The organism is Planctomycetota bacterium, assembly GCA_016207825.1.
Taxonomy (GTDB): domain Bacteria; phylum Planctomycetota; class MHYJ01; order JACQXL01; family JACQZI01; genus JACQZI01.
Map to the genome: position 1 here is coordinate 28,592 of JACQZI010000029.1, position 22,834 is coordinate 51,425.

Consider the following 22,834-nt stretch of genomic DNA (forward strand, 5'->3'; position numbering starts at 1 on the left):
TTTCAGCAAGTTTCATTAGTATTGACATTTCCGAGATTAGGGTATATCATAGTGCCTCGATTTAATATATGGAAAAAATAAGAGTAAGATTTGCACCCAGCCCGACCGGCTACTTGACGTTAGGCGGCGCCAGAACCGCTCTTTATAATTACCTTTTCGCGCGCCATTATAAAGGCACTTTTATCCTGAGGATTGAGGATACGGATTTAGTCCGTTCCACCCAGGCATTTACCAACGGCATCCTGGAAAGCATGAACTGGCTTGGTATGGAATGGGATGAAGGGCCATTTTTCCAAAGTAAGCGCCTGGATATTTATAAAAAATACGCCCAACAGCTTATTAAGGAAGGCAAGGCATTTTACCGCGAAGACCCCGGCAAGGGAACGGGCGTTGTCTTTAAAATGCCGGAAGGGGCAAAACTCAGGATAGACGACCTTATCCATGGCCCCATCGTCTTTGAAAGCGAATATCTCACTGATGTAGTAATAGTAAAATCCGACGGCTACCCTACTTATAACTTTGCCTGTGTGGTAGACGATAGTTTGATGGGTATAACCCATATCATCCGCGGGGATGACCATATTTCCAATACGCCCAAACAGATTGCTTTATACGAAGGGCTCGGCATGCCCACGCCGAAGTTTGCCCATATCCCACTTATTCTGGGGGAGGATAAATCGAAACTATCCAAACGGCACGGCCATAATTCCGTGGTGGAATATAAAAAGCTCGGATACCTGCCCGATGCGCTTTTCAATTTCCTTTCGCTTCTGGGCTGGTCTCCTGGAGAAAATATCGAGCTTATGCCGAAGAACGAAATCATCGAACGGTTTACCATAGAGCGCGTCAAACATACGCCGGCACAGTTTAACTTCAAAAAACTGGACTGGATGAACAGCCATTATATCAAGAACCTGGAACCGGCAAAACTCCTGGAGCTTGTCAAGCCGCTTCTCACCGAAGCAGGTTATAATATAGATAAGTTTGATATCGGCCGGCAATTAACCCTGGTAAATCTTTACCGCGAGCGTGCCGAAACCTTACGTGACTTCGTCGAGGCAACCGGATTTCTTTTCCACGAGGACGTAACTTATAACCCGGAGGCGCTTGAAACATATGTCAAGCCGGTGAAGTCAAAAGAGGTTTTGCAGGATGTTTATAGCGGGGTAAATAACCTGGGTGAATTTAACCATGCTTCTCTTGAAACGCTTTTACGGAACATTTCTGAAACGCGCAAGCTTAAGTTTAAGGATATCGCCCAGCCGATTCGAGTAGCTTTGACCGGCAATATCGTTTCACCGGGGATATTTGAGACCATGGAACTGGCCGGTAAGGAAATGGTTACCAAAAGGCTGCAAAAAGCCCTTCAGTTATAAGATGTTTTACCTTCGAAGTGACGAACAAAAAGGCGTAGATGATGAACGATACACGAAAAGGTCCAATTCTTCTGATATCAATTGCGGTTTTACTTGCTTTGGCAATTGCTGCAATTTTGATAATAACTAGTTTTGGCTTATTAAATAAGTACGCTTATTATCCGGGCAAAAATTGGACCCCTGCTTTTGAAAAAGAAATATGCAAGTGGGGCAAGAACCTTGCGATACAATCGGTGTTACAATAATAAATTTTGATTGGGGCTATTATAAAGTTTATATGTATGTACCTGATTTATTCCCTGAATTGCACCGTTGTGTTGGTTTTAGGCCTTTTTCAAAAGATGGCGGTATGCAACCCCCCTCTGATGCCCAAGCTTTTGCTTATATGGTGGATACTGACGATATCGTCTGGAAAAATAAAAGCCCAGAACAGATTATAGCACCCACAAACATTAATGATGTAAATTTGAACGGTAAGAAAATGATTTCTGGGGTAAAGGCTCTTGCAGATAGTTTTAAATCAAAGGAAAACTGGGTCAGATACGGTAAAATTGTTAAATCTGAAAATGGTTATTCTGTAATTAAAGAGTGAAATTGAATTCGTCAAATCCTTAGTGTCTTTACGGTTAGCCATGTTTTTCTTCTTTAATTCCAATATCTTCCACATCAAGCGGTTTGATTTCAAGCTCCTTTTTAGGAATATGAACGAGGTTGAAATGGACGATCAGGTATCCGCCGATTCCCGCCAGCAGGAAATCGCTCAAGCGTGCGATGAGCATAAAAGCCGCGGCAACCGCGGAACTCATGCCCATCAGGGCAAATACGCCGATTTGCCCTCCTTCCCACAAACCCATTCCGCCCGGTGTAATGTGGAAGGAAAGCAGTATCTGCCCCACCGTAAATATCAATGCCAGTTCTTCCCAGTTGAGCATCCGTTCGCCGTTGCTTAAACAGTAAAATATTAGAACGGGTTTTACGAAAGTAATAGCCACCGCTATAGATGCCAATCCAAATGCGGTAAATCCGATTCGCCAGTTATGGCAAAACACTTCGTGGAACAATTCCTCCATCTTATGGACCTTCGGGATACTTTTATCCATCAGCTTCCGTAATGAAGCAAACTTCCGCATAAAGGTAAATAATCTAGTCAGCATTTGGAAATTACGCAAAATTCCCCAGAAAAATATGGCAAATACCAGGCCAAGGGAAATATCCACTCCGATAATCATATCACGGATAGCCGGGGGGATTTTCATGCCGTAATGAGGGCTGAATACAATCAGCACGGTGCCGATATAAAGGAAAAGCAGAAATGCCAGGAGTTCCATGAACTTTGCGTAGATGGCGGTGGCAAAGACCTTGGTTTTGGAGATACAATAAATCCTGCCGATGTAATAGGAGCGGAAGGGTTCGCCTCCGATATAAAAAGACGGGATAAAAATATTCATTCCATAGGCAATCATATGGGCGATTGTGGCATGGCGTGGTAATACTTTTATCTGGTAGGATTTCATTATCAGCCACCAGCCGACGCCGGTCAATGCCAGGCTGACTGCGCCGGCAAGGAAAAAACCTCCGGTTCCCAGCCAGCCGATTGCCTGGATGTTTTTCCATATCTTTTCAAAACCGACAACCGCGCAGATGGCGATGATAATACCCAATCCGAGGAGGAAAAGAAAAAGATAAATGAGAGTTTTTTTCATTAACCAAATTATAGGATTACAAAATCTTCCCCGCAAGAAAAATAGGACCACAGAGAGCGCAGAGTTTTTATTGTCAGGTCGGTTAAAGTATGCTATAAAGAGAATATGAAAGCCAAGATATGCGGATACGGGATTCTAAAGAATTATGTCGGCACGCCTGAGAAGCCTTATGAATATACGGCGGTAAATTCCAAGCCGTTAAAGGATATTTTCCCTGAACTCGGTATTCCGCAAGGGATGGTGATGCTTGTTTCAGTCAACGACCAGCAAAAGAGCTTTGATTACATCCCGCAGGATGGTGACGATATTCGCCTTATTCCCCCAATCAGCGGAGGTTAGCAATTTTGAATAAGGTCGCCATGGTATTTTTATAAAACGATGCCCTGTAAGTCAAATATTTAACTGGTTTCATCGGAAGGTATTTGTCACCGAACATAGAAAATAACAATCCATAAAAAGAAAAATACTGCCGAAGGGTCATCGCAGCATTATCAAAAGCTTTCAAATCCCTATATCCCTCTACTATGTATATACGGCATGGTAAGCAAAAAGGGACAGGAAAAATTTGAGCATTTCGCAAATAGTTTCCAATCCCAGATAAATAAAGATGTTGGAAATACATAAATTTTCGCTTTACAAAATTTTGTAGGGGGAGGGGTGGCAGTGGGGGGTGGTGCGGTATACACCCATCCCGCGTATGGTGTGCACTCTCCCAGCATACGGCATGCATTCCCCAGGTATATAGTATGCACTCACCCCGCGCAGGGCATATACTACCCCGGCGTACGGCATGCATTCCCCAAGTATATAGCATGGACCCTCCCGGCGTATAGCGTGCACTCCCCCTGAGTTCGGTATACACTCCCCCGGCATATGGCATGTACCCCGCCCGCGTATGGCGTATACTCCGCCGACATATCGTATACACCCCGCAGGCATTCGGTATACACTCCCCCAGCTGTACACTAAACCTTCTCTGCTGTCAGGAAATTGTTGGGAGGGGGTTTACCATGCATCCCATGGTGGTGCATGGAAAATCAACCGATATAACTGCACCTCTTATTTAAGGAAAATCTTATGCTAAAGAAACATAGCTGGTTTTCGTATCTATTTCTCTATTATGCCGATTGGTATATGGCAATCTTATTACTGCGTATCGCGCAATTCATTGGTTTCAAGCGAGGCATCTTGAGATGTAATGTCATGCTGCGATCCCGAATAGCGTGGAGAGTCTTGATTACTCATCGGGAAACTTATCGAAAGGGGCTATCTGCACACCAAAATATCACGAAAAACTATTGCGGCAACCTGATTTTTATGGCATCATATCTTACGAAATGGTTATCTCACTTTGACTTTTCCACCATTTTACCCGCTTTTCCCCTTGTTCAGATGTGTGTCACATCTACACGCATTATAGGAAAAACAAATTTAGGAATGGGGCCATTTCGTATTTAAATTCGGTAAAGGTGCTTTTCCGAATCAGGCGGATTTTTGCTCGGAAGCATTTTTTAATATGTGCGGCTTAATAGTCTCTTCCTTGTTTACCATCTTATCCGTAATCTCGTATTTTCGGTGTTGCTTGTCGTTGGGAAGTTCGAACATGGTTTCCAGCATCAGTTCTTCGATAATCGCTCTCAGGGCACGCGCGCCGGTCTTTTTCTCAAGCGCTTTTTTGGCTATTGTTTCCAATGCCGGGCGGGTAAATGCCAAATCGGCATTTTCCATACGGAAGAATTCCTGGTATTGTCTGATAATGGCGTTTTTAGGTTCGGTTAATATTTTAATCAGCGCTTCCATCCCAAGAGGGCGGACGATGCAGGTGACTGGGAAGCGGCCGATAAACTCCGGTATTATCCCGAATTCCATCAGGTCTTCCGGCTCAACCCGCTCCAGAATGTCCCCCAATTCCATGGCGCTTAAATCTTTGACATCTGCCTTAAACCCGATTTGTTTCCTGCCGATACGGCGTCCGATGATATGCTCAATTCCGTCGAATGTTCCGCCGCCGATAAATAATATATGCTTGGTATCTATCCGGATATATTCCTGCTCAGGGTGCTTCCGTCCGCCCTGTGGAGGGACGTTGCTGATGGTGCCTTCCAGTATTTTCAACAAACCCTGCTGGACTCCTTCACCGGAGACATCACGGGTAATGGAAGGGTTATCATGAGTGCGTGCAATTTTATCTATTTCATCGATATAAACAATACCCCGCTCAGCACGCTCCAAGTCAAAATTAGCGGCTTGGATCAGGCGCAGAAGGAGGTTTTCCACATCTTCGCCGACATAGCCTGCTTCGGTTAAGGTCGTCGCATCGCCGATGGCGAAAGGAACGTCTAAAATCTTGGCGAGGGTTCGCGCCAAGAGCGTTTTGCCGCATCCGGTCGGGCCGATTAAAAGGACATTACTCTTTTCCAGTTCGACATCGCTTGCGGGGTTTGGGTTAAGAATCCGTTTATAATGATTATTCACCGCCACAGAAAGGATTTTCTTGGTGCGATCCTGTCCGATAATATATTCATCAAGGGCTTTTTTTATCTCTTTTGGAATAGGCAGTTTGGTAATTGTCGGAGTTTTTTTTTCTCCACCTGGAACGGACGGGCGTTGAATGGTTTTTCCGGGTTTTACCATGCGGTTACATAATTCAAGGCAATCCAGGCAGATGGCAATCCCGTCGGGACCGCCGATTAGCTGCTGAATCGGAATTCTTCGTCCGCAGAAAGAGCAGTGATCACTGCTTTTATAACCGCTGTTGCCGGTATTTGTGCTTTTACGTGGTTTTCTCATTTCTTGGGTAAATCCTTCATCGTTTCCAGGACTTCATCTGCTATGCCGTAATCTTTCGCTTCTTGAGCGGACATAAAGAAATCCCGGTCGGCGTCTTTTTCTATCTTGGCAAGCTGTTGTCCCGTGTGTTTGGCAATAATATTATTTAGCCTCTGCTTCAGCTTGATGATTTCCTCTGCCTGTATTTTTATATCGGTGGCATCTCCCTGCGCGCCGCCCCACGGCTGGTGCACCATTACGCGGGCATTCGGCAGGACATAACGTTTGCCTTTTTTCCCGGCGGCCAATAAAACCGCACCCATGCTGGCGGCCTGCCCGATGCAGTAGGTTGCCACATCGCACTGGATAAACTGCATGGTATCATATATTGCCAGGCCGGCGGTTACGGAGCCGCCCGGCGAGTTGATATAGAGATTGATATCCTGTTCCTTGTTTTCCATCTGAAGGAAAAGCATTTGGGCGATAATCAGGTTGGCAAAATAATCGTCAATCGGCGAGCCGATAAAAATGATGCGGTCTTTCAATAACCGCGACCAGATATCATAGGAACGCTCCCCGCGCCCGGTTTTTTCCACCACTATCGGAACGAGGTAATCCATATAAGCTTCGTGTTTTGGCTCAGGCTTTGACATATTCATTTACAAGTCTCCTTATATGCCGTAATGTATCTTAATCGGTTAATTTAGCGCTTTCTCTTAAGAACTTTCTTACTTTTTCCTCGCGTAACTCATTCCTTAACTGCCCCATCATATCGTTCTTTTCATAGTAAGCCTGGACTTCGTTGGGCCATTTACGGTTGCGGGCGGCGATTTCATTGATCCGCTCTTTCATGTCATTTTCCGTAACGAATATTTTTTCCTGCTTTGCAATATGTTCAATAATGTAGTGTATCTTTAAATCCTTAATAACCGTTTCTCGGTTTGCCGTTTTATTCTTTTCAATATGCTCTTTCACTTCATGTTCCGGCATGCCCTGGTATGCCATGAGCATTGCCTGGCGTTTTTGCATATATTCAGCGCCGCGCTCAACAAGTGTTTCCGGCAAGGCAAAATCCATTGATTTATAGATTTCCTCGATTATTTCTTCTTCTGTTTTACGGTCAGCCAGGCGTTCTTTTTCCGCCCGGATGCCTTTTTCCAGTTCTTTTTTCAAGGCATCCAAGGATTCCAACCCCATTTCCTTTGCCCAAGAATCGGTGACTTCAGGAAGCTTCATCATTTTGTGGTCTTTGAGAGTTATTTTTAGCGTAACGGGTTTTCCGGACAGATCCTTTTTCTGGAAATCTGCAGGGACAGCCAGGCTGATTTCTTTGGTATCATTAAGCTTCATACCGCTTAAGGCCCCCATGATTTCCTTGGATGGCTTGCCGAAAACGTTTATTTCAGGGCCGTAAATCAGTTCGACGTTTTCCCGTTTTTCAACCGTTTTCCCTTCGGAAAGCATTTCCTGATCGATGATGACTACATCGCCTTCTTTCATTTTCACGTCCTTTTCTGTCGGGACGTATTCGCGGCTTGAATGCTGCAGCTTTTCCAAGGCGTCTTTAATATCCTTGTCGGTAACCTCGACTTTTACCTTTTTGGCGTGCACACCTTTATACTTTGCCTTTTCAAGATTGATGGTAGGAGCAATTTCCATGGTAAACTCAAAAGAAAGTTCGGTTTTTTCGTCAAGCGTCAGCTTTTCAGTGTCGATAACCGGTTCGACCGCCGGGGTGAGGTTTTTTTCCTTAAGGATGGTGCTGTATGATTCACTGATGATTTCCATTTTTGTGTCTTCCCTGATGGCCTTGCCGAACTTGCGTTCGACCAGACCTTGCGGGGCGTGCCCTTTGCGAAAACCGGGGATAACCGTATTCTCGATGAAGTCCTTATATTTCTCATCAAGCTTTTTCTTGATAGTTTCCTTCGGGATTCCGACCTTTACTGATAATTTGCACGGGCCCACTTCTTTAATTTCTGTCTGCATATTTACCTTCCTTTTCAATAAGATTTAAACGTCCTATTATAGCGATTTATCCTTTACATATCAAGTTTTTTAATTGTTCAGCCGATATATACAATAACATAAAAATAATTCAACGAGTTGAAGGAGTCATGATATGATGAATATTTTAGTGGTAGACCCGAACGGCGATTACGGCAGCCTCGTTAAAGGTGTATTGATGAGCAAGCATTTCGGAGTATCGGTATCAATGGAATTGTCAGAAGCACAGGATAAAATAAATACCGGACTCTTTGATATTATCTGCGTTGATACAGATGCTCCCAAAGTGACTGGTTTTATAAACGAAGCGAACGGGTTGGTGCCGGAGGCGCCGATTATCACTCTTTCCGAAAAAGAAGACACGATGAAAAAAGTATTTCGTAATATTACAAAACCGATAAGTTTAGCCGATTTGATAAAAGCAGTCAGAGAAAGCACGACACGGTTAGACGGGATAAAATGTGCATCGGCACATAAAGGTTTGGTGTTACCGGTCGAACTTGCCGCAGGCAAAGAACAAATAAAGTGCAAAGTTACCGAATTAGGCTTTAAAGGGGCATTGGTCGAACCGGTGGACGCCGCCGCAGAACCGCTCAAACAGTTTGCCCGGTTCTTCACCCAGAAACTGAAGAATTTCACGACCTCGCTATTGAATAAAGAGCAGACTATTTTAAAGGTAACGGCCAAGCTGGCTTATACCGAGCAATCGCCTGATTTGAACATACGCCGGGCCGGGTTGGTTTTCCAGTCAATCAGCGCGGATGAAAAGAAAATACTGGAAGGCTTACTGGCTAACGCTGCGTAAGGCATCCGGATTGTTTCTGCGTTTCTTATATCCGCCATCAGAAGGCTATTTCTAATTTATCTTGACATTTTTTGCCTAAACTGGCAGTTTAGATGCTCCGTAATCAATTATGAAGAAACTATTTCGCAGCATTTTCCTCAACCTCATCCTCGCATACGTTAAATTAAAAGGTAATCCTTATGAAATGGAAGGAGTTGATATGAAACCAAGCAAAGCCCCGATGTATATTATAATCATTCTCATGGGTTTGATATTGGCCGGAGTCTGGCTGGGTATGGGCATGAAATTCATGCCGGATATGGCGATGGGGAATTCCATAAGGGTTGTATACAGCCATTCCAAAGAGGAAGATGCCGGCGTTCCCTACCGGTTTAACCTGACGGCGACTTCCACAAACGACTCAATCACGGTTAATGATATCAAGGCGTATTTTTTGAAGAAGAGCGATTTTATGAAGAAATATCCCGCTCTTAGCGCCGTTGATTTTGACTCGCAAACATTAAGCCAAGTATGGGAAGGTGATTTTTATACCGGTTCTTTTTCCCCTCTTGAGAAGAACGATAAATACTATTTCTTCCTGAAGGTAACAGATTCCACGGGGAAATCTTTCACCATACCTAAAGACGCGGTTGAAAAAGGCAAATATTACCATGTCAGTTACAAGCAAAATCCTAATAAATGGGGATTACTTATACATATATTGCTCATGATGGTGGCTTTGATGTTCCTAATCCATGCGTTTTATTATGCCCTGAACTATATTTGGAATAAAACGGACTGGAATATAGGCAAAGGCGTGTGGTCCATGTTTTGGGGCACGCTTTGCTTCGGGATATCCGCGTTCCCCTTAGGTATGTGGGTGGAATACGAAAAATACGGCACCCTCTGGACGGGATTCCCTTTAGGAACGGATATTACGGACAGCAAATCACTTTTCAATTTCCTTTATTGGTTTGTTATACTCATTCTTATGAAGGGAACTATCCTTAAAAAGGACCATGATAAAAACATCATCGGCAAAAAGGCAGTTGCCTAGCTGACGCTTTTGGGCGCGGTTTTGACTATGCTGGTGAGATTTGCCATTCCCCACGGGGATTTATAATAAGAAAGGATGATTAATATGCCAGATACACCTAATGAAAAACCCTCAACGTTTCCCAAGTGGCCGCTCTACCTGACAATATTATTCGGCCTGATTGTGGGCGTTTTTTATTCGATGGACTCGATGACCTCCGCCACGATAAAGCATAAGCCAATACAAGTCGGCCCTTACACCGTTGAAATTACCGTGCGCGACAATCCGACACTCGAAACACCGGTGACTTTCCCGCTTGTGGTGACTTCGGAAAAGCAGCCTAGGGAAGTAAAACTGGTTTATTATTCGCTTAATAAGGAAGAAGCATATCCGACAATGGTGCATAAATTACCGCCCAAGGAAAAGGAATTGAGCGAAACGGATATGCAGCCCGCCGGAAAAAGCGGTTTTTACGTCGCTAAGTTGCCGCCATTGGGAATGGCCGAGATGTATTATTATAATATTAAGCTGACAGATGAAAACGGGCAATCGTTCAACCTCCACGAGAAAAACGCCAACATCGTCTATAAAAGGAAAGGCATCAGCATTGTTACCCTTATTCATTTTGTATTAATGGTCATGGTCATCTTCTTCCTGTTCCATGCAATATATTACGCCCTGATGCATATCGCGACAAACGGCGGTTTTACGATAAAGAAAGCTTTTAATAATGTTTTCTGGAGCACACTGTTTTTCTTTATCACCAGCTTTCCGATCGGCTGTTGGGTTTCGTATAATGCCTACGGCAATCCCTGGACCGGTATACCAATTGTCTGGGATCCGAATGACGTGGATAATAAAAGCCTGGGGATATTCATCTATTGGTTAATTATTATCCTGCTTTTAAAAGGACTAGATAAAGGTAAGAATAAAATCGGGACAAAGGCTTTCGCATGGCTGAGCCTTTTGGGTTCAATCCTGACGATACTTTTATTTATAACCGGCGGGCACAGATAACGTTTGCTATTTAAAATACCCGGTTAAATCCGTTAGTTTTACTTGCGTTTCTTTGCCGGTGTGCATCTCTTTTACGTTAGCTAAATCGGCAGATTTACTTGTCCCGATAAAAATGACATATTTAACATTAAGTTTTGAAGCCATCCTCATCTGTGAATTCAAACTGCGGCTTTCATAATCCGTATCCGCGCTAATTTTCGCCTTGCGTAAATCCGCCAGTAATTTTAACGCGGTTTCTTTGAGGGAAGCATCTGCAAGAGCTATAAAGGCTGTTAGGTCGGGCAATTTAATGTTTTTATCCGACGGAACCGTATTCTCTGACTTTAACGCGATGATTATCCGCTCTATTCCCAAGGCGCAGCCCATAGCGCCTAAATTTTGCCCGCCTAGGGACGAGATAAGGTTATCATAACGCCCTCCCCCGCCGAGCGCATCCTGTGCCCCTAATGTCGGGTAGGTTATTTCATAGACGGTTCCGGTGTAATAATCAAGGCCGCGGACTAAAGCCGAATCAAGCCTATATTGCACGTTAGACGCATTCAAGTAGCTCTGCACTGTTTTAAAGCGGGTCTTGCATTCATCGCACATATTCTCGCTAACGCTAAAACCTTTAATTATTTCACGGCACTTCGGATTTTTGCAATCAAACACCCGCAGAATATTCACATCAAAGCGCGTTCGGCAGTTTGGGCAAAGTCCTTGTTTTGCAGGTTCCAAATGTTTGCGCAACATTGAAGTATATATTACCCGGCATTTGGCACAGCCCAGCGAGTTAAGCCTTACTTCATGCTTATTCAGCCCTAATTCCCCAAACAACTGGGCATTCATTTGGATAATCTCGGCATCCAGCGCAGGGTCGGTTGAACCGATAGCTTCTACGTTTAATTGGTGAAACTGCCTTAAGCGGCCTTTTTGCGGGCGCTCGTGCCGGAAAGCGGGACCGATGGAATAAAGCTTGCGGAAGGCTTGAGTTTTCTCCATGCTGTGTTCGATATATGAACGGACAACTGATGCCGTGAATTCAGGCCTTAACGAGAAGGATTCATTCTCATCCGAGCCGGTTGCGGAAACATTATACATTTCTTTGGAAACGATATCAGTGGCATTACCTATTGAGCGGTTGAATAGGCGCGTTTCCTCAAATATCGGCGTGCGGATTTCTTTATAACCGTATCTTTCGAATACGGCGCGGGCGGTTTCCTCCACAAAACGCCAGTATGGAATCTCATCCGGCAAAATGTCAGCAGTGCCCCTCGGGGTTGAATATGCTTTATCTTTCATAATTATCAGTCATATTATCGGGAAAATACGAGAGAATTATCAATAAAGATTTTATTTGCGCGATTCAACCACAGCCGATACCACCCTGTCCACGGCATCCTTAAACATGATGATGCCCAAAAGCTTATTCTGGTTATCGACAACCGGAATCGCTCCAAAACTATACTTAAGGAATAATTTAGCGGCTTTCTGTTCCGAAGCATTCGGTTTAATCTTGACTGCTCGAGTGTTCATTATCTCGCTCAGTTTAGCCGTGGGTGCGGCTGACAACAGGCGGCGCAAAGTAACCACCCCTAATAATACCTGATTGGCATCCACGACATAGGCATAATATAAAGCCTGCACATTAGGAGCAAGCTCCTTGATTTTAGCGAATGACTGTTCCACAGTCATTTCCGGCGGCAAAGCGATGAATTTGTCCGTCATCAGCGAACCGGCGGTTTGGTCGGGGTGCACCATCAATTTCTTGATGGAATCGGAAACATTCGCGGGCAGCGGTTTTAGCATTTCCTCCCGCCTTTTCGGCGGCAAGTGCGATAGCAAATCGGCCGCTTTATCCGGCAGCATTAAAGCTATTAAGTTAGCCCGTTTTTCCCGGTCAAGATTTTCAATTATCCTTCGTTGCCGTTCTATGGGCAGCTCCACCAGGACTTCGGCGGCAGTTTTTATATCCAGGGAACGGAACATTGCCAGTCGTTCATACCGGTCTAAATCCTGCAGGATATCGGCCAGATCAGCCGGATGTAATTCATTCAAACGCTGGCTGGTCGATTTTAACTGTATGGGTGCCAATCCAAAGTGATCGCTGCTACCAGGTAATTGCTGAACATGTTTCCACGACACAAACTGCTCCGGCAACTTATACGAAAAAATCCATTCCATGATGCCATCAAGCCGTTTTTCCCATCCCAATCTTCTGGACAGAGCCCTGAAACCTATATCCATGTGAACGACCCAAATCTTATTTTGTTCCTTAAGCAAATGCAGGTCATTGACGCGCACAACCTTGCAGCCGGAAACATCAACGATTTGCTTGTCCAAAAAAGTATCCTTTAACATTAAGTCTTTGCCGTTAGCGATGTTTACGGGATTAACGATTGTTTCTTCTTTAACCCAGAGTTTTGTGACCGGCAACTCAAATGGCAAGATATCCTCCCATAAAACCACTCCTTTATCATGGAATAGCCCACGTTTGGTGATTAATTTATTTACTTCCGGATATATTTCTTTGGAATGGGCAATTATATCTACGATTTTGCCGACGAATTTGCGGCTTTTTTCACGATATAATTTCTTGCCGAGCAAATTCGTTAAAAATAAAAAATACTGCTGTCCGGTAATCATAATTTATCCGTAAAAAACACCATCGCGATTAAACCGGCAATCGGAGGGAAGAAAAAAGTGCAAGCCAGCCGTATCATGGTGAATTTCCATCCCAGTATGCCTATTTCCATCGGCATCCGGCTTACCGCCCATAAAGACCATGATGTAATAAAAGCGACCATGGTGGCGGTTCCGGCCCCGGCTTTCATTAATCCGGCAGCCAAGGGGAGGCTTACGTAAGGGCCGCCGACCATAAAACCGCCCGAAACAGTCCCAACCAAGATTCCGCGAAAACCGGATTCTGCGCCAACCCATTTAAGCATAAGCTCTTTTGGGATAAGCACCTGAACCATTCCGGCAACGATGAACGCGCATATCAGTAGTGGAGCAATTTCAAGCAGCATCTTAGCGGATAACGTTATACCAGTCATATGCTTGTTTCCCCCCTTGAAATATGCCGTAAAGAAAAAGGCGAGCGCTAATATACCCATAATAATAGTCGGAACTAACATGGCAGACTTTCTCCTCTTTGTGGGGTTGCTGTTATCAATCATTCGTTTCATCCTTGTTTTCCGATGCAACATCATTATCGCTAATTAGTTTAGCATTGCCGATAAGTTTTTCCTGGCGCAATTCGCTAATCAGCCTTAATGGTTTTTCCAGCTGGTTCCGCCTGGTTGTTGAAAGCGCGTCAAATTCTTCCTGGGCATCCTTGATTTTCTTGCCCATCCTATCAAACGATTTGATGAAATTATCCCATTGTTTCGCAAACGTATTCAATAGCTCGATGATCCGCGATGCGGTTTTTTCCATATTGAAATTATCCACAGACTGCCTGATGACCGCTAATATCGCATAAAGCGTCAAAGGCGAACAAATAATTATCTTATCCTTGATTGCCTCGTCCAATAAAGCGCGGTCGTTTTCATTGATGAACGCGTAAACCTGTTCGTTTGGGATAAATACTATTGCAAAATCAAGGGTGTTTTCCGCCTGGTTTATATAGTCGCGGCTCGTCACTTCTTTTATTCTTTTCCTGACATCACGAAGGAATTGTTCCTTGTAGCTTTCTTTATCAGATTTGCTTTCCGATTCGAGATACTGGAAATAATTATCCAGCGGGAATTTCACGTCCATATTTACTTTTAATCCCTGCGGCAAAAGAAACGTATAATCCGGGCGGGTGTTAATCGTCGCCATGGTTTTTTGTTTCTGGTAATTGATCCCTTCGATAAAACCGGCCAGGCGCAGGACATCCTCCGCCATCCTTTCGCCCCATTGCCCACGTGCCTTTGTGCTTGCCAACGCGGTGTGCAAACGGTTAGTGGTTTCCTGCAAACGGCACGTTTGGTCGGCGGTAAGTTTAAGCTGGCTCGAAAGCTCGCCGAACTTCTGGATACGGTCCTTTTCAAACTGCCCTATTATTGTTTGGACCTTTTCCATGTCGCTTTTGAGGCTTTCATTCATGGCGCCAAGCGTCTGGTCAATCAGTCGTTTCTTCCCTTCCAATTCCTTTTCCCCAAGCTGGCTCTGCTTGGACAATGTTTCATTGGCCACTTTCAGGAAATTCTCGGTATTCTTGGACAATACATCCATAGAAACAGACTGGAAGGTTTCTTTCATTTGTTCCGCAAGCTTTTTCTCTTTGCCTTTTGAGTATATCAAAGTTATGAGAAAGCTTAGCGCCAGCCCGATCCCTATTCCGATAAATATTTCGGTTGTCATAATTGGTAATAGGATTAAATCTTAATATTTTAATCATTCCGACGCAATGCGTCAATGAATATAATACATTTGGAGAAGCATCAGGAGCGGGCTCAAGTGTTTTGTCGATAGAGTTTTTGCGTAATATTCGCCGTTAACACATTTGAGATAAATTTTCTATCAGAGTTATTTATCCCACTTATTTGCTTTCGTCCCCAATCCGCTTAGTTCGTCGGTTACCGGGCTTTTGGCCGCAAAGCGGACATCCTCTACCCCGGCACTGCGGCAGGCATCAAGCGCGCTGACCACTGCCTGCATTGGAACTTTCGAGTCCGGATCGATAATAAAGGGCCATTCAAGCTTTTGTGCTCTTAGTGCCGTATGGCGGGCGCCGATATCGGATGACAGGGCTTTCCAACCGGTTATCCGGACCGCATCAGCGCCGTATGGCTTAACCAGAATCTTTGTGTTCATATCCATGGAGTCATCGTAAACCAGTTTGATGCGAATCTCATCCATTTTTGGGTCAATAGGTATGGATGAATTTATCCCGCTATCCTTGGGCAAGTAAGAAGCAAGTTTTCCCTCCAGTGTCTTAAACTTTATGCTGCACATAAAAAAGATAATCAACTGGAAGATGACGTCAATCATCGGGGTCATGTCTAATTTCGGCTCATTCCGCTCATTCCCTTTAAACCTTGCCATAATCGCCTCCTTTCATAAAATCCCGGAAACACCGGGATTAGTTTAATCATTACCGGGCGGCTTCCTCGCGCCGATTTCAATTTTATAGATACGCGCCCTGGCACAGGCGGCAAAAACCTTTTCCACCATTTGATAAACTGCACCGGCATCCGACCTGATCATCAGCGGTCGCAACGAAAGTCCTATTTTCTCGTTCTTTCTCGGAGGCAGTCTTCCCGGGAACTTGCTTCCTTCAATAATAAGATACGCTTCCAGCTGTGATGGCGTAATATACTTACGCTCAACTTTTATCCGCCAATGATCGTCCTCGCAGCACGGTTCAACAAGGTTTTTACTTGAATCATAGATAAGGTTTCCGCATACCCCACCCGGCGCTTCATGAACGAGCTCGACCATCAACCGCTCATCCGGAGGGGTTTTGTCTTCCTGCGCATTTTTCGCGCTGGGCAGTTCGACCGCCGACATCGGGTTGGCAAAATCCGTCACCAGCATGAAGAAAACAATGAGCTGGAAAACGCAATCGATCATCGGGGTCATATCAAAACCGATTGCCTCCAGCAGCTGCCGCGATTTTATCCTCATAACGCCTCACCTCCTTTCCGCCATAAGTATACCCTAAACTAACCATTTAGTCAACATTTTGTTAAGATTTGCAGTGAAATTAACTTTTTAGTTATAGCTAATTTTCTTGCCTTTCGGGCCCCCCGTATTTATAATTTCACTATATATGAAGCTGACTTTCGCACAAATGCTTAAAGATGAGCGGGAAAAGAAAAACTTGAGCCAGGTTGAGCTGGCGCGGAAAGCCGGGCTAACCGGGTCGTATATTTCGACCTTGGAAGCACGGCGCAAACCTCCCCCATCCGATGCGGTCATCAAAAGAATCACCCGTGTTCTGGGAATCGACCCGAAGGCTTTATTGGCGGTTGCACACCTGGAAAGGACCCCGGAAGATATCCGCGAACACCTGCGGCAGCTTGCCGTCAGTTCAAAAGCCGGTAAAAACACTGAATGGCTGGCAAGCATCTTGAGCCCGTTTTCGCTGGCAATACATCCATCCTCGCAAAAAGGCGTATTTAAGCGCGGTTTGCATCAAGTGCAGGAACAGGCGGCCACTCTCCCGCCAAAACCGCTTTTACCCATTCTCCAAAATTATAATGAAATACCGATAACGATAAACGGCAAGATCAAGGCAGCTAAGTGGCAGGAGGTTCCTTCGGATATGTGGAAAGCCTACCGTTTTTGCTTTATTGCCCCGAAAGATGATGGAATGTACCCAAAGATAGAAGGCGGGGATATTTTGATTGTCGATCCGAGAATTATCCCCCAAAGCGGTGATTTGGTATTAATAAGCATGGATAAAAATGCTTACGTTCGCAAATATTACTTCACCGAAAATAAGGATATCCAGCTTCTGACATTTAACCCGGATATGCCGCCGGTCAGCCTGAATAAAAACTCCAGAAATGTTATTAAAGGCGTTATCGTCCAGATAATCCGTAATTTTAAGCGTAGTTAACTGAAATATAAAAGAGGTAAACACCAATGCGCGGATTAAATAATCGCCAGAACAAGATAAATATCATGAAAAGATACGGTAATTGCGCATTATATAAATCACAGTCCCGCTTAGGCAAAAACCGCCCGGATTTGCTTAAAAAGCGGGCGGCTTCAAAATTAACCTTGAAACAGAAGGATACCCGTTGATGATACGTCGCCTAGTATTACCGGTAATCATTTTATCCCTCTATACGGGCCCTATCGGGCTTTTTGCCGAGGATGATTCAATCGGTTTAAACCGCTTTAACATAACCACCATTCCGATGCAGTCCGATATCTGCAGTTACGAGTTTTGCGATTTTAACCAGGACGGATTGAACGATATTTTCCTCATTTCGACCGGTCCACGATTTACCGGTTCTATTTACCTCCAGAAGAAAGGCGGGTTTTCGGACGCGGCCGACTTCCAGTGGCAAATTGACGGCGCGGCAACCGCTTTACTGCTCGGTGATTTTATGCCTGAAACAGGCATCGAAATCGGTTATTTAACCAGCGACGAGTTTTGGGCTTACTATTTCGTGCCCGATACGGAATCAAGCAGCCAGACGGGAATGAAATTGGCGTGCAAAAAGATTTTGGATGCAACCCCGATTTTCATCAAGCCGGAACGTAATTATTTGCCCATTCTGCAAAAACCGGTTGATATTGACAGGAACGGTTATGACGATGCGCTCATCCCCCAGTTAGACGGATACAGAGTATATTTTCAGGAAACGCCCGGCGGAAAATTCACTTCTTGCCCGGTCGGCCACCCAGCTGAAAAGTCATTTTACCAGACATCAGCGAGTTTTATCGTGGCCAAACATTCATTGCCTAATATTCTTATCAAAGATATAAATGCGGACGGGATGATCGATGCGGTAATGCTAAAAGGAGATGAATTGAATTATTACCTGCAAAACGAAAGCGCTGCCCTATCGGAAAGGTTTACTGTAACCGCCAGCGGAAGTTCACGTATCAAATCCCTTGAAAATGACGCCGACCCGAATGAATTTAACCAGGTAGCCTTGGATTTTTCCGACATAAACCAGGATAAGCTTATTGACATGATGATTTCCATAATGAAAGGCAAGATTGACAGCCTGGGCGACGTTCGCACGCAGGTCCTGGTTTTCCAGGGCAGCCTTCAAGGCCAAGACTGCCAATCATTCTGTTACAAAGAAACTCCGGATCAGGTCATTAACCTCAAAGGGGTAGTCCCGCTGGCCCGTTTGGATGACGTAAATGAAGACGGCAATCTCGATTTGATTACCGCATCATTCCAGATGGATATGACCTCAAATATCCAGAAAGTTTTATTGCGTTACTTAGCGCTGACTTATCATATCAGGACTTATCAGGCAAAATCACGCAAGTTTTCATCAAACCCGGATTACGAACGTTCAATTAATTTCCCGCTTGAATTAATCGGCAAAGGCACTTCATATTTCTCCCACATTTATTTCAAGGATTTTGACGGGGATAAACGGCCGGATGTCCTGACGATTTCCAGCCCGGACAAAAGGCACGGCAAGCTGAATATCCGCCTGTCCAGAAAGCGCGATAAACTTGGAAGCCCGCTTATGGTAAGTTTCGGCAAGGATGATTACCTTTTATACCGGCTGAGAATACCATCCGGCGTAGATGTTTTGGATTTTAACATGGACGGTAAAAACGATATTATATTGCGATACAGCACCAGGATTATTATCATGATTTCCAAATAACCTATTATGCGACGAAGAATCTTCCCGTATCTGGTTATTTTATTTTTTCTGATAGTGGTGATAACCGCGGTCAATATCCATATAGTCTCCGTGCGCCTGGTGACTAAAGAGAGAGTCCAGGAGACCTTAAAAAACCTCACCGGGTTGCCGGTTACGATTGAAAGGGTTAAATTCCACTGGTTTAGCGGCATTGATATTTACGGCATCAGCCTGGCCACCCTGCAGAACGAACCCATCCTAAAAGCGCGCCGGATTAAAATCACTTATGATACCGGGAAGCTCTTAAAAGGCGAACTGGTTTTTGAAAACATCCTGATTGACACGCCGGAAATGGCGGTTTCCCAGGAAAAACTAACCAGTTTCCGCTTTAAAGCACCCAGGTCATCACCAGGGAAAAAAATACCGACATTAACAATCAGGAACGGTAAAATTAATTTTGCCCACCCAGCGCTTTTAACCGCCGGGTATTCCCATGCCTTCGATAACCTGGTGCTCAACGTATATCCGGTAACCGGTTCCCAATATATTATTGACGGTTCAACCGATGCAGGCGTTTTCGGGCAATGGCTGATAAACGGCGAATTTGACACGATTAGCAAAGGGATTAACCTGGTGTTTTTCACCCGCGAATTGAATATAAATGAGGCAAGCCCGCAGAAATTAGCGCCAAACCTAAAAACCGCCTGGGAAAGATACCAGCCCATAGGGAAAATAAATGCCGGAGTAAATATTTCCTACCATCCGGATAAAAATTCCAGCCCGCGTTTTAACATCATGGTCGAATCATTAGACACCAATGTCGCATTTTTCAAATTCCCTTATAACGTTTATAACATCAAGGGAAAACTCGAATTTAATGAAAGCGGGATGGTAATCGAACGCCTGAGCGGCAATAACGGCGCGGCGAAAATTACCATGGAGGGAAAAAGCACCGGTTTGGCAAGAGATGACGGCTATGAACTGCGTATTTCCGTCCAGGGACTGCCGTTGGATGACCAATTGGCAAAAACTCTGCCGGAACCATTAAAAAAGATATGGGACGGCCTTAAACCTGATGGAATGATTGACTTTACGACTTTAATAACCCGTGCGCCGGGTGAAAATCAAAACACCATGTACCAGGCAAAAATAACCTGCCATAAGTGTTCCGCCACCCCGACAAGTTTTCCGTATCCCTTAACCGAAATAGAGGGTGAAATCGAATACGCCCATGATAAAACTACGCTTAATTCTATCAGCGCCAAGCGCAATAAATCCGCCGTAAACCTCAAGGGGACGTTCTATAATACCAACCCGAAAAAAGGACCGATTGACGTCATTATTGAAGGAAAAGATATCGAACTTAGCGATTACGTCCTGAAAGACGCCATGGAAAAATTACTGCCGGGCAGTAAGCATTTCTGGGAAGCCCAGCAGCCCGAAGGGATTGCGGATGCGGTAATAACCATAAAAAACCCCGAAAAGTTTGCGGAGATATATGACCTTAACGTGGGCCTTAATTGCAAAGGCGTCAAATTCAACTATGGAACGGCGCCTTTTGTGTTTAAGAATGCAAGCGGGCAGGTTGATTTCATACAAAATAAGGAATATCCCCGCGGAAGGCTGAAAATAGACAAACTGGCGGCGGAAAATGAAAAATCACAGCTTGAAATCTCCGGCGATGTCATTGATCCGGCATCGTTAATGACGCCAAGTTCTAACGCTCCCTATACCCTGAAATTAGAAGCGCGTAATTTTAATATCACTCCGGCGGCTAAAGATATTTTCCCGGTTGAAGTCATAGAATCCTGCAAGTCATTGAACTTTACCGGCGACCTGGATATTTCTGCGGATATCCAGAAGAATAATCCAAAATCCAAGAACATCACCCCATCAGAAACGCGGATTGATTACCACCTGACGGCGAATATCTCAAACGGTGCATTTACCACGGGCATCCCGTTTACCGAAATAAGCGGCAAGTTAATCATTGACGGGCACAAAATAGGAGAAAAACAGCATTATTCCCTTGGTTCCATAAATCTCTCCCAGGTTAAAATAAGTGACAAGCGTTTTGAGAATGTATCGATGACATTTTCCCACCAGGATAACCGGATAATGGCGACTAAAATCCAGGGGACTGCTTACCAGGGCAGTGTTACCGGTTCTTTGAATATTTCCCTGCCGGATTTTAATTATAGCGGTAAATTTAACGTAAACGGATTGGACCTGACCGATTTCAGCCGCAATACCTTCCCGAATAACGCTGAGGTCATAGGGAAAACCGCCCTTGAACTGGAAATCAACGGCACTGGAAGCGCCCCTGAGACAATCGGCGGGCATGGGGTTCTGACTATTTCCGAGGCTCAATTGTGGGATGTCCCGCCCCTTTTTGCCATATTTTCCACGTTTAAGTTTACCAAGAAATCAAAGTTTGAACGCGGTGAAGTAAAATTCAGGATAAAAGACAGGAAGTTCCAGCTTGACCGGATTAAATTCACCAGTCCCGAAGTTTTTTTGAGGGGGAAAGGGACGATGGATTTCAACTGGATTCTTGACGTGCAGGTGGATATTGAGGAACGTAAAACCGGATTTATTCCGCTTGATTTTGTCAAGAACCTGATTAAAATATTCTCCCGCCCGATTTATACCATCAAGATTGAGGGTCCGTTTGGCGACCCGAAAGTATATCTTAAACCATTACCGATACTTTCAAAAGATTAGAAATGAAGATAATTATTGCCAAGACGACCGGGTTTTGCTGGGGGGTAAAAAGGGCGATGGAACTTGCCCAGCAGATGGCAAAGCCCTCCTTAGCCAAGCGCAGGCAAAAAATCTATACGCTGGGGCCTCTTATCCATAACCAGGAAGCCGTGGAACTCCTTGAAAAACAAGGGATTATGGCATACAATCCAAAGGCCAAGTCGCCGGCGGTGATAATCATCCGGGCACACGGCCTGCCGCCCGATGCGGTAACCAAACTGGAAAAGCGGGGGTTTAAGATTATTGATGCTACCTGCCCGCACGTCAAAGTGTCTGAGAAAAAAGCCAAGCAATACGCCGGACAAGGTTTCCGGGTGATTATAGTCGGCGATAAAAAGCACGCCGAGGTCATCAGCCTGGTCGGCTACGCCAAATCCGGCAATGCCGTAATAAAACCATTGGTCGTTAGTTCCCCGGCAGAGGCAAAACATCTTAAGCTGAAGAAAGGCAACCGGTATGCGGTCATCGCCCAGAGCACCTTCCAAAAAGAGGCGTATGAAAAAATAGTTGCCGCGCTGAAAAAGCGCATCCCGGATTTAGAGGTAATAGACACTATTTGCCGGGTAACCACCTTGCGCCAGGAGGAAATCAAGCGAATGGCGAAAAGAGTGGATGCGTTTATTGTGGTCGGTGCTCATCACAGCGCGAATACGACGAGATTGGCATTGCTTGCGCGCTCCACCGGCGTTCCAACATTCCATATCGCCCAGCCCAAAGAGATTCCGTTTGAGGAAATCAGAAAATATCGCACGATTGGCATAACTTCAGGGACTTCCACACCGGAATGGATAACCGAATCAGTCATCAATGCCCTAAAAAATAATGGGTAATATATATTATATGGATACCCTATATATGCTATGGGGGTGAGGTGGGCACATCGTATGGATAGTATACCTATGTCATACAGATTCTATGCCCATATCATGCGGATAGTATGCTTATACCATACGGATTGTATACCAGTATTATGCGGATAGTTGCTTTGTTGAATAATTATTTTGAGGAGTGATATAAAAGTTAAAGTAAAACAGGGTCATAGACGAAAATACTTGTAGAGAACAGTATTTTTATAAGGAGAACCCGTCTATGACCCCTGATTTATTATGTGAATCGGCAAA

At 44.7% G+C, this 22,834-nt stretch carries 21 protein-coding genes; 11 read left to right on the plus strand and 10 right to left on the minus strand.

Features of this window, described 5'->3' with window-relative positions:
* Positions 1–68 precede the first annotated feature (68 nt).
* The gene (locus tag HY811_10505; protein MBI4835227.1) at positions 69–1,376 is read left to right on the plus strand and encodes a glutamate--tRNA ligase; all 1,308 of its coding nucleotides are present in this window, start codon (positions 69–71) and stop codon (positions 1,374–1,376) included.
* Between the two features lie 199 nt (positions 1,377–1,575).
* Positions 1,576–1,968 carry a hypothetical protein gene (locus HY811_10510; protein ID MBI4835228.1) on the plus strand — a complete coding sequence of 131 codons (393 nt, stop codon included), beginning with the start codon at positions 1,576–1,578 and terminating at the stop codon, positions 1,966–1,968.
* Between the two features lie 34 nt (positions 1,969–2,002).
* Here HY811_10510 and HY811_10515 read toward each other — a convergent pair whose 3' ends face one another.
* On the minus strand, positions 2,003–3,079 hold the full coding sequence (locus HY811_10515) for a flippase-like domain-containing protein (protein MBI4835229.1): 1,077 nt from the start codon (positions 3,077–3,079) through the stop codon (positions 2,003–2,005).
* Between the two features lie 105 nt (positions 3,080–3,184).
* Here HY811_10515 and HY811_10520 point away from each other — a divergent pair, with 105 nt between their 5' ends.
* Positions 3,185–3,418, plus strand: a complete 234-nt coding sequence (locus tag HY811_10520; GenBank protein MBI4835230.1) for a MoaD/ThiS family protein — start codon at positions 3,185–3,187, stop codon at positions 3,416–3,418.
* Between the two features lie 1,143 nt (positions 3,419–4,561).
* On the opposite strand, the gene clpX is transcribed toward HY811_10520, so the two are convergent.
* From clpX to tig, 3 genes are all read right to left on the minus strand, one after another.
* The gene (gene clpX, locus HY811_10525; GenBank protein MBI4835231.1) at positions 4,562–5,869 is read right to left on the minus strand and encodes an ATP-dependent Clp protease ATP-binding subunit ClpX; all 1,308 of its coding nucleotides are present in this window, start codon (positions 5,867–5,869) and stop codon (positions 4,562–4,564) included.
* Positions 5,866–6,468, minus strand: coding sequence for an ATP-dependent Clp endopeptidase proteolytic subunit ClpP (gene clpP / locus HY811_10530; protein MBI4835232.1), 603 nt, complete (start codon positions 6,466–6,468; stop codon positions 5,866–5,868). The genes clpX and clpP overlap by 4 nt, the downstream gene beginning before the upstream one ends.
* 70 nt (positions 6,469–6,538) lie before the next feature.
* Positions 6,539–7,837 carry a trigger factor gene (gene tig / locus HY811_10535; GenBank protein MBI4835233.1) on the minus strand — a complete coding sequence of 433 codons (1,299 nt, stop codon included), beginning with the start codon at positions 7,835–7,837 and terminating at the stop codon, positions 6,539–6,541.
* Positions 7,838–7,970: 133 nt separating this feature from the next.
* Between tig and HY811_10540 the strand changes: the two genes are divergently transcribed.
* From HY811_10540 to HY811_10550, 3 genes are all read left to right on the plus strand, one after another.
* Positions 7,971–8,660: a response regulator transcription factor gene (locus tag HY811_10540; GenBank protein MBI4835234.1), complete on the plus strand. Its 690-nt coding sequence runs from the start codon at positions 7,971–7,973 to the stop codon at positions 8,658–8,660.
* Between the two features lie 199 nt (positions 8,661–8,859).
* The gene (locus tag HY811_10545) at positions 8,860–9,696 is read left to right on the plus strand and encodes a hypothetical protein (protein ID MBI4835235.1); all 837 of its coding nucleotides are present in this window, start codon (positions 8,860–8,862) and stop codon (positions 9,694–9,696) included.
* Between the two features lie 84 nt (positions 9,697–9,780).
* Positions 9,781–10,692: a hypothetical protein gene (locus HY811_10550; protein ID MBI4835236.1), complete on the plus strand. Its 912-nt coding sequence runs from the start codon at positions 9,781–9,783 to the stop codon at positions 10,690–10,692.
* 6 nt (positions 10,693–10,698) lie between these two features.
* Here the strand turns inward: HY811_10550 and HY811_10555 are convergent, their stop codons facing one another.
* The 6 genes from HY811_10555 to HY811_10580 all read right to left on the minus strand — a co-directional run bounded on the left by HY811_10555 (position 10,699) and on the right by HY811_10580 (position 16,287).
* A complete protein-coding gene (locus HY811_10555; protein ID MBI4835237.1) occupies positions 10,699–11,973 on the minus strand; it encodes a histidine--tRNA ligase in 1,275 nt (424 codons plus the stop codon).
* A 51-nt stretch (positions 11,974–12,024) separates the two neighbouring features.
* The gene (locus HY811_10560) at positions 12,025–13,317 is read right to left on the minus strand and encodes a magnesium transporter (GenBank protein ID MBI4835238.1); all 1,293 of its coding nucleotides are present in this window, start codon (positions 13,315–13,317) and stop codon (positions 12,025–12,027) included.
* Positions 13,314–13,808 (minus strand): permease, encoded by a 495-nt coding sequence (locus HY811_10565; GenBank protein ID MBI4835239.1) that lies wholly within the window; start codon positions 13,806–13,808, stop codon positions 13,314–13,316. Before HY811_10565 ends, HY811_10560 begins: the two co-directional genes overlap by 4 nt.
* Before the next feature lie 34 nt (positions 13,809–13,842).
* Positions 13,843–15,021, minus strand: coding sequence for a DNA recombination protein RmuC (locus HY811_10570; GenBank protein ID MBI4835240.1), 1,179 nt, complete (start codon positions 15,019–15,021; stop codon positions 13,843–13,845).
* A 165-nt stretch (positions 15,022–15,186) separates the two neighbouring features.
* A complete protein-coding gene (locus tag HY811_10575; GenBank protein ID MBI4835241.1) occupies positions 15,187–15,705 on the minus strand; it encodes a biopolymer transporter ExbD in 519 nt (172 codons plus the stop codon).
* A 42-nt stretch (positions 15,706–15,747) separates the two neighbouring features.
* The gene (locus HY811_10580) at positions 15,748–16,287 is read right to left on the minus strand and encodes a biopolymer transporter ExbD (GenBank protein MBI4835242.1); all 540 of its coding nucleotides are present in this window, start codon (positions 16,285–16,287) and stop codon (positions 15,748–15,750) included.
* Between the two features lie 145 nt (positions 16,288–16,432).
* On the opposite strand from HY811_10580, the gene HY811_10585 reads away from it, so the two are divergent.
* Genes HY811_10585 through ispH form a run of 5 tightly spaced genes read left to right on the plus strand, consistent with a single transcriptional unit; the run spans position 16,433 to position 22,543 of the window.
* Positions 16,433–17,224 (plus strand): helix-turn-helix domain-containing protein, encoded by a 792-nt coding sequence (locus HY811_10585; protein MBI4835243.1) that lies wholly within the window; start codon positions 16,433–16,435, stop codon positions 17,222–17,224.
* 26 nt (positions 17,225–17,250) lie between these two features.
* A complete protein-coding gene (locus HY811_10590) occupies positions 17,251–17,412 on the plus strand; it encodes a hypothetical protein (protein ID MBI4835244.1) in 162 nt (53 codons plus the stop codon).
* Complete coding sequence (locus tag HY811_10595) at positions 17,412–18,971, plus strand: VCBS repeat-containing protein (GenBank protein ID MBI4835245.1); 1,560 nt, start codon at positions 17,412–17,414, stop codon at positions 18,969–18,971. Before HY811_10590 ends, HY811_10595 begins: the two co-directional genes overlap by 1 nt.
* A 6-nt stretch (positions 18,972–18,977) precedes the next feature.
* On the plus strand, positions 18,978–21,674 hold the full coding sequence (locus HY811_10600) for a hypothetical protein (GenBank protein ID MBI4835246.1): 2,697 nt from the start codon (positions 18,978–18,980) through the stop codon (positions 21,672–21,674).
* A gap of 2 nt (positions 21,675–21,676) precedes the next feature.
* Complete coding sequence (gene ispH / locus HY811_10605) at positions 21,677–22,543, plus strand: 4-hydroxy-3-methylbut-2-enyl diphosphate reductase (protein ID MBI4835247.1); 867 nt, start codon at positions 21,677–21,679, stop codon at positions 22,541–22,543.
* The last annotated feature ends 291 nt before the right edge of the window (positions 22,544–22,834 follow it).

Bases quoted from the DNA above. Each gene is read 5' to 3' on its own strand.
- HY811_10585 (MBI4835243.1), top strand. From the start codon at position 16,433: ATGAAGCTGACTTTCGCACAAATGCTTAAAGATGAGCGGGAAAAGAAA.
- HY811_10520 (MBI4835230.1), top strand. From the start codon at position 3,185: ATGAAAGCCAAGATATGCGGATACGGGATTCTAAAGAATTATGTCGGC.
- HY811_10505 (MBI4835227.1), top strand. From the start codon at position 69: ATGGAAAAAATAAGAGTAAGATTTGCACCCAGCCCGACCGGCTACTTG.
- HY811_10570 (MBI4835240.1), bottom strand. From the start codon at position 15,021: ATGACAACCGAAATATTTATCGGAATAGGGATCGGGCTGGCGCTAAGC.
- clpP (MBI4835232.1), bottom strand. From the start codon at position 6,468: ATGGATTACCTCGTTCCGATAGTGGTGGAAAAAACCGGGCGCGGGGAG.
- HY811_10550 (MBI4835236.1), top strand. From the start codon at position 9,781: ATGCCAGATACACCTAATGAAAAACCCTCAACGTTTCCCAAGTGGCCG.
- HY811_10560 (MBI4835238.1), bottom strand. From the start codon at position 13,317: ATGATTACCGGACAGCAGTATTTTTTATTTTTAACGAATTTGCTCGGC.
- HY811_10590 (MBI4835244.1), top strand. From the start codon at position 17,251: ATGCGCGGATTAAATAATCGCCAGAACAAGATAAATATCATGAAAAGA.
- HY811_10580 (MBI4835242.1), bottom strand. From the start codon at position 16,287: ATGAGGATAAAATCGCGGCAGCTGCTGGAGGCAATCGGTTTTGATATG.
- HY811_10510 (MBI4835228.1), top strand. From the start codon at position 1,576: ATGCAAGTGGGGCAAGAACCTTGCGATACAATCGGTGTTACAATAATA.
- tig (MBI4835233.1), bottom strand. From the start codon at position 7,837: ATGCAGACAGAAATTAAAGAAGTGGGCCCGTGCAAATTATCAGTAAAG.
- HY811_10540 (MBI4835234.1), top strand. From the start codon at position 7,971: ATGATGAATATTTTAGTGGTAGACCCGAACGGCGATTACGGCAGCCTC.
- HY811_10555 (MBI4835237.1), bottom strand. From the start codon at position 11,973: ATGAAAGATAAAGCATATTCAACCCCGAGGGGCACTGCTGACATTTTG.
- HY811_10545 (MBI4835235.1), top strand. From the start codon at position 8,860: ATGAAACCAAGCAAAGCCCCGATGTATATTATAATCATTCTCATGGGT.
- HY811_10600 (MBI4835246.1), top strand. From the start codon at position 18,978: ATGCGACGAAGAATCTTCCCGTATCTGGTTATTTTATTTTTTCTGATA.
- HY811_10575 (MBI4835241.1), bottom strand. From the start codon at position 15,705: ATGGCAAGGTTTAAAGGGAATGAGCGGAATGAGCCGAAATTAGACATG.
- ispH (MBI4835247.1), top strand. From the start codon at position 21,677: ATGAAGATAATTATTGCCAAGACGACCGGGTTTTGCTGGGGGGTAAAA.
- HY811_10565 (MBI4835239.1), bottom strand. From the start codon at position 13,808: ATGTTAGTTCCGACTATTATTATGGGTATATTAGCGCTCGCCTTTTTC.
- HY811_10595 (MBI4835245.1), top strand. From the start codon at position 17,412: ATGATACGTCGCCTAGTATTACCGGTAATCATTTTATCCCTCTATACG.
- clpX (MBI4835231.1), bottom strand. From the start codon at position 5,869: ATGAGAAAACCACGTAAAAGCACAAATACCGGCAACAGCGGTTATAAA.
- HY811_10515 (MBI4835229.1), bottom strand. From the start codon at position 3,079: ATGAAAAAAACTCTCATTTATCTTTTTCTTTTCCTCCTCGGATTGGGT.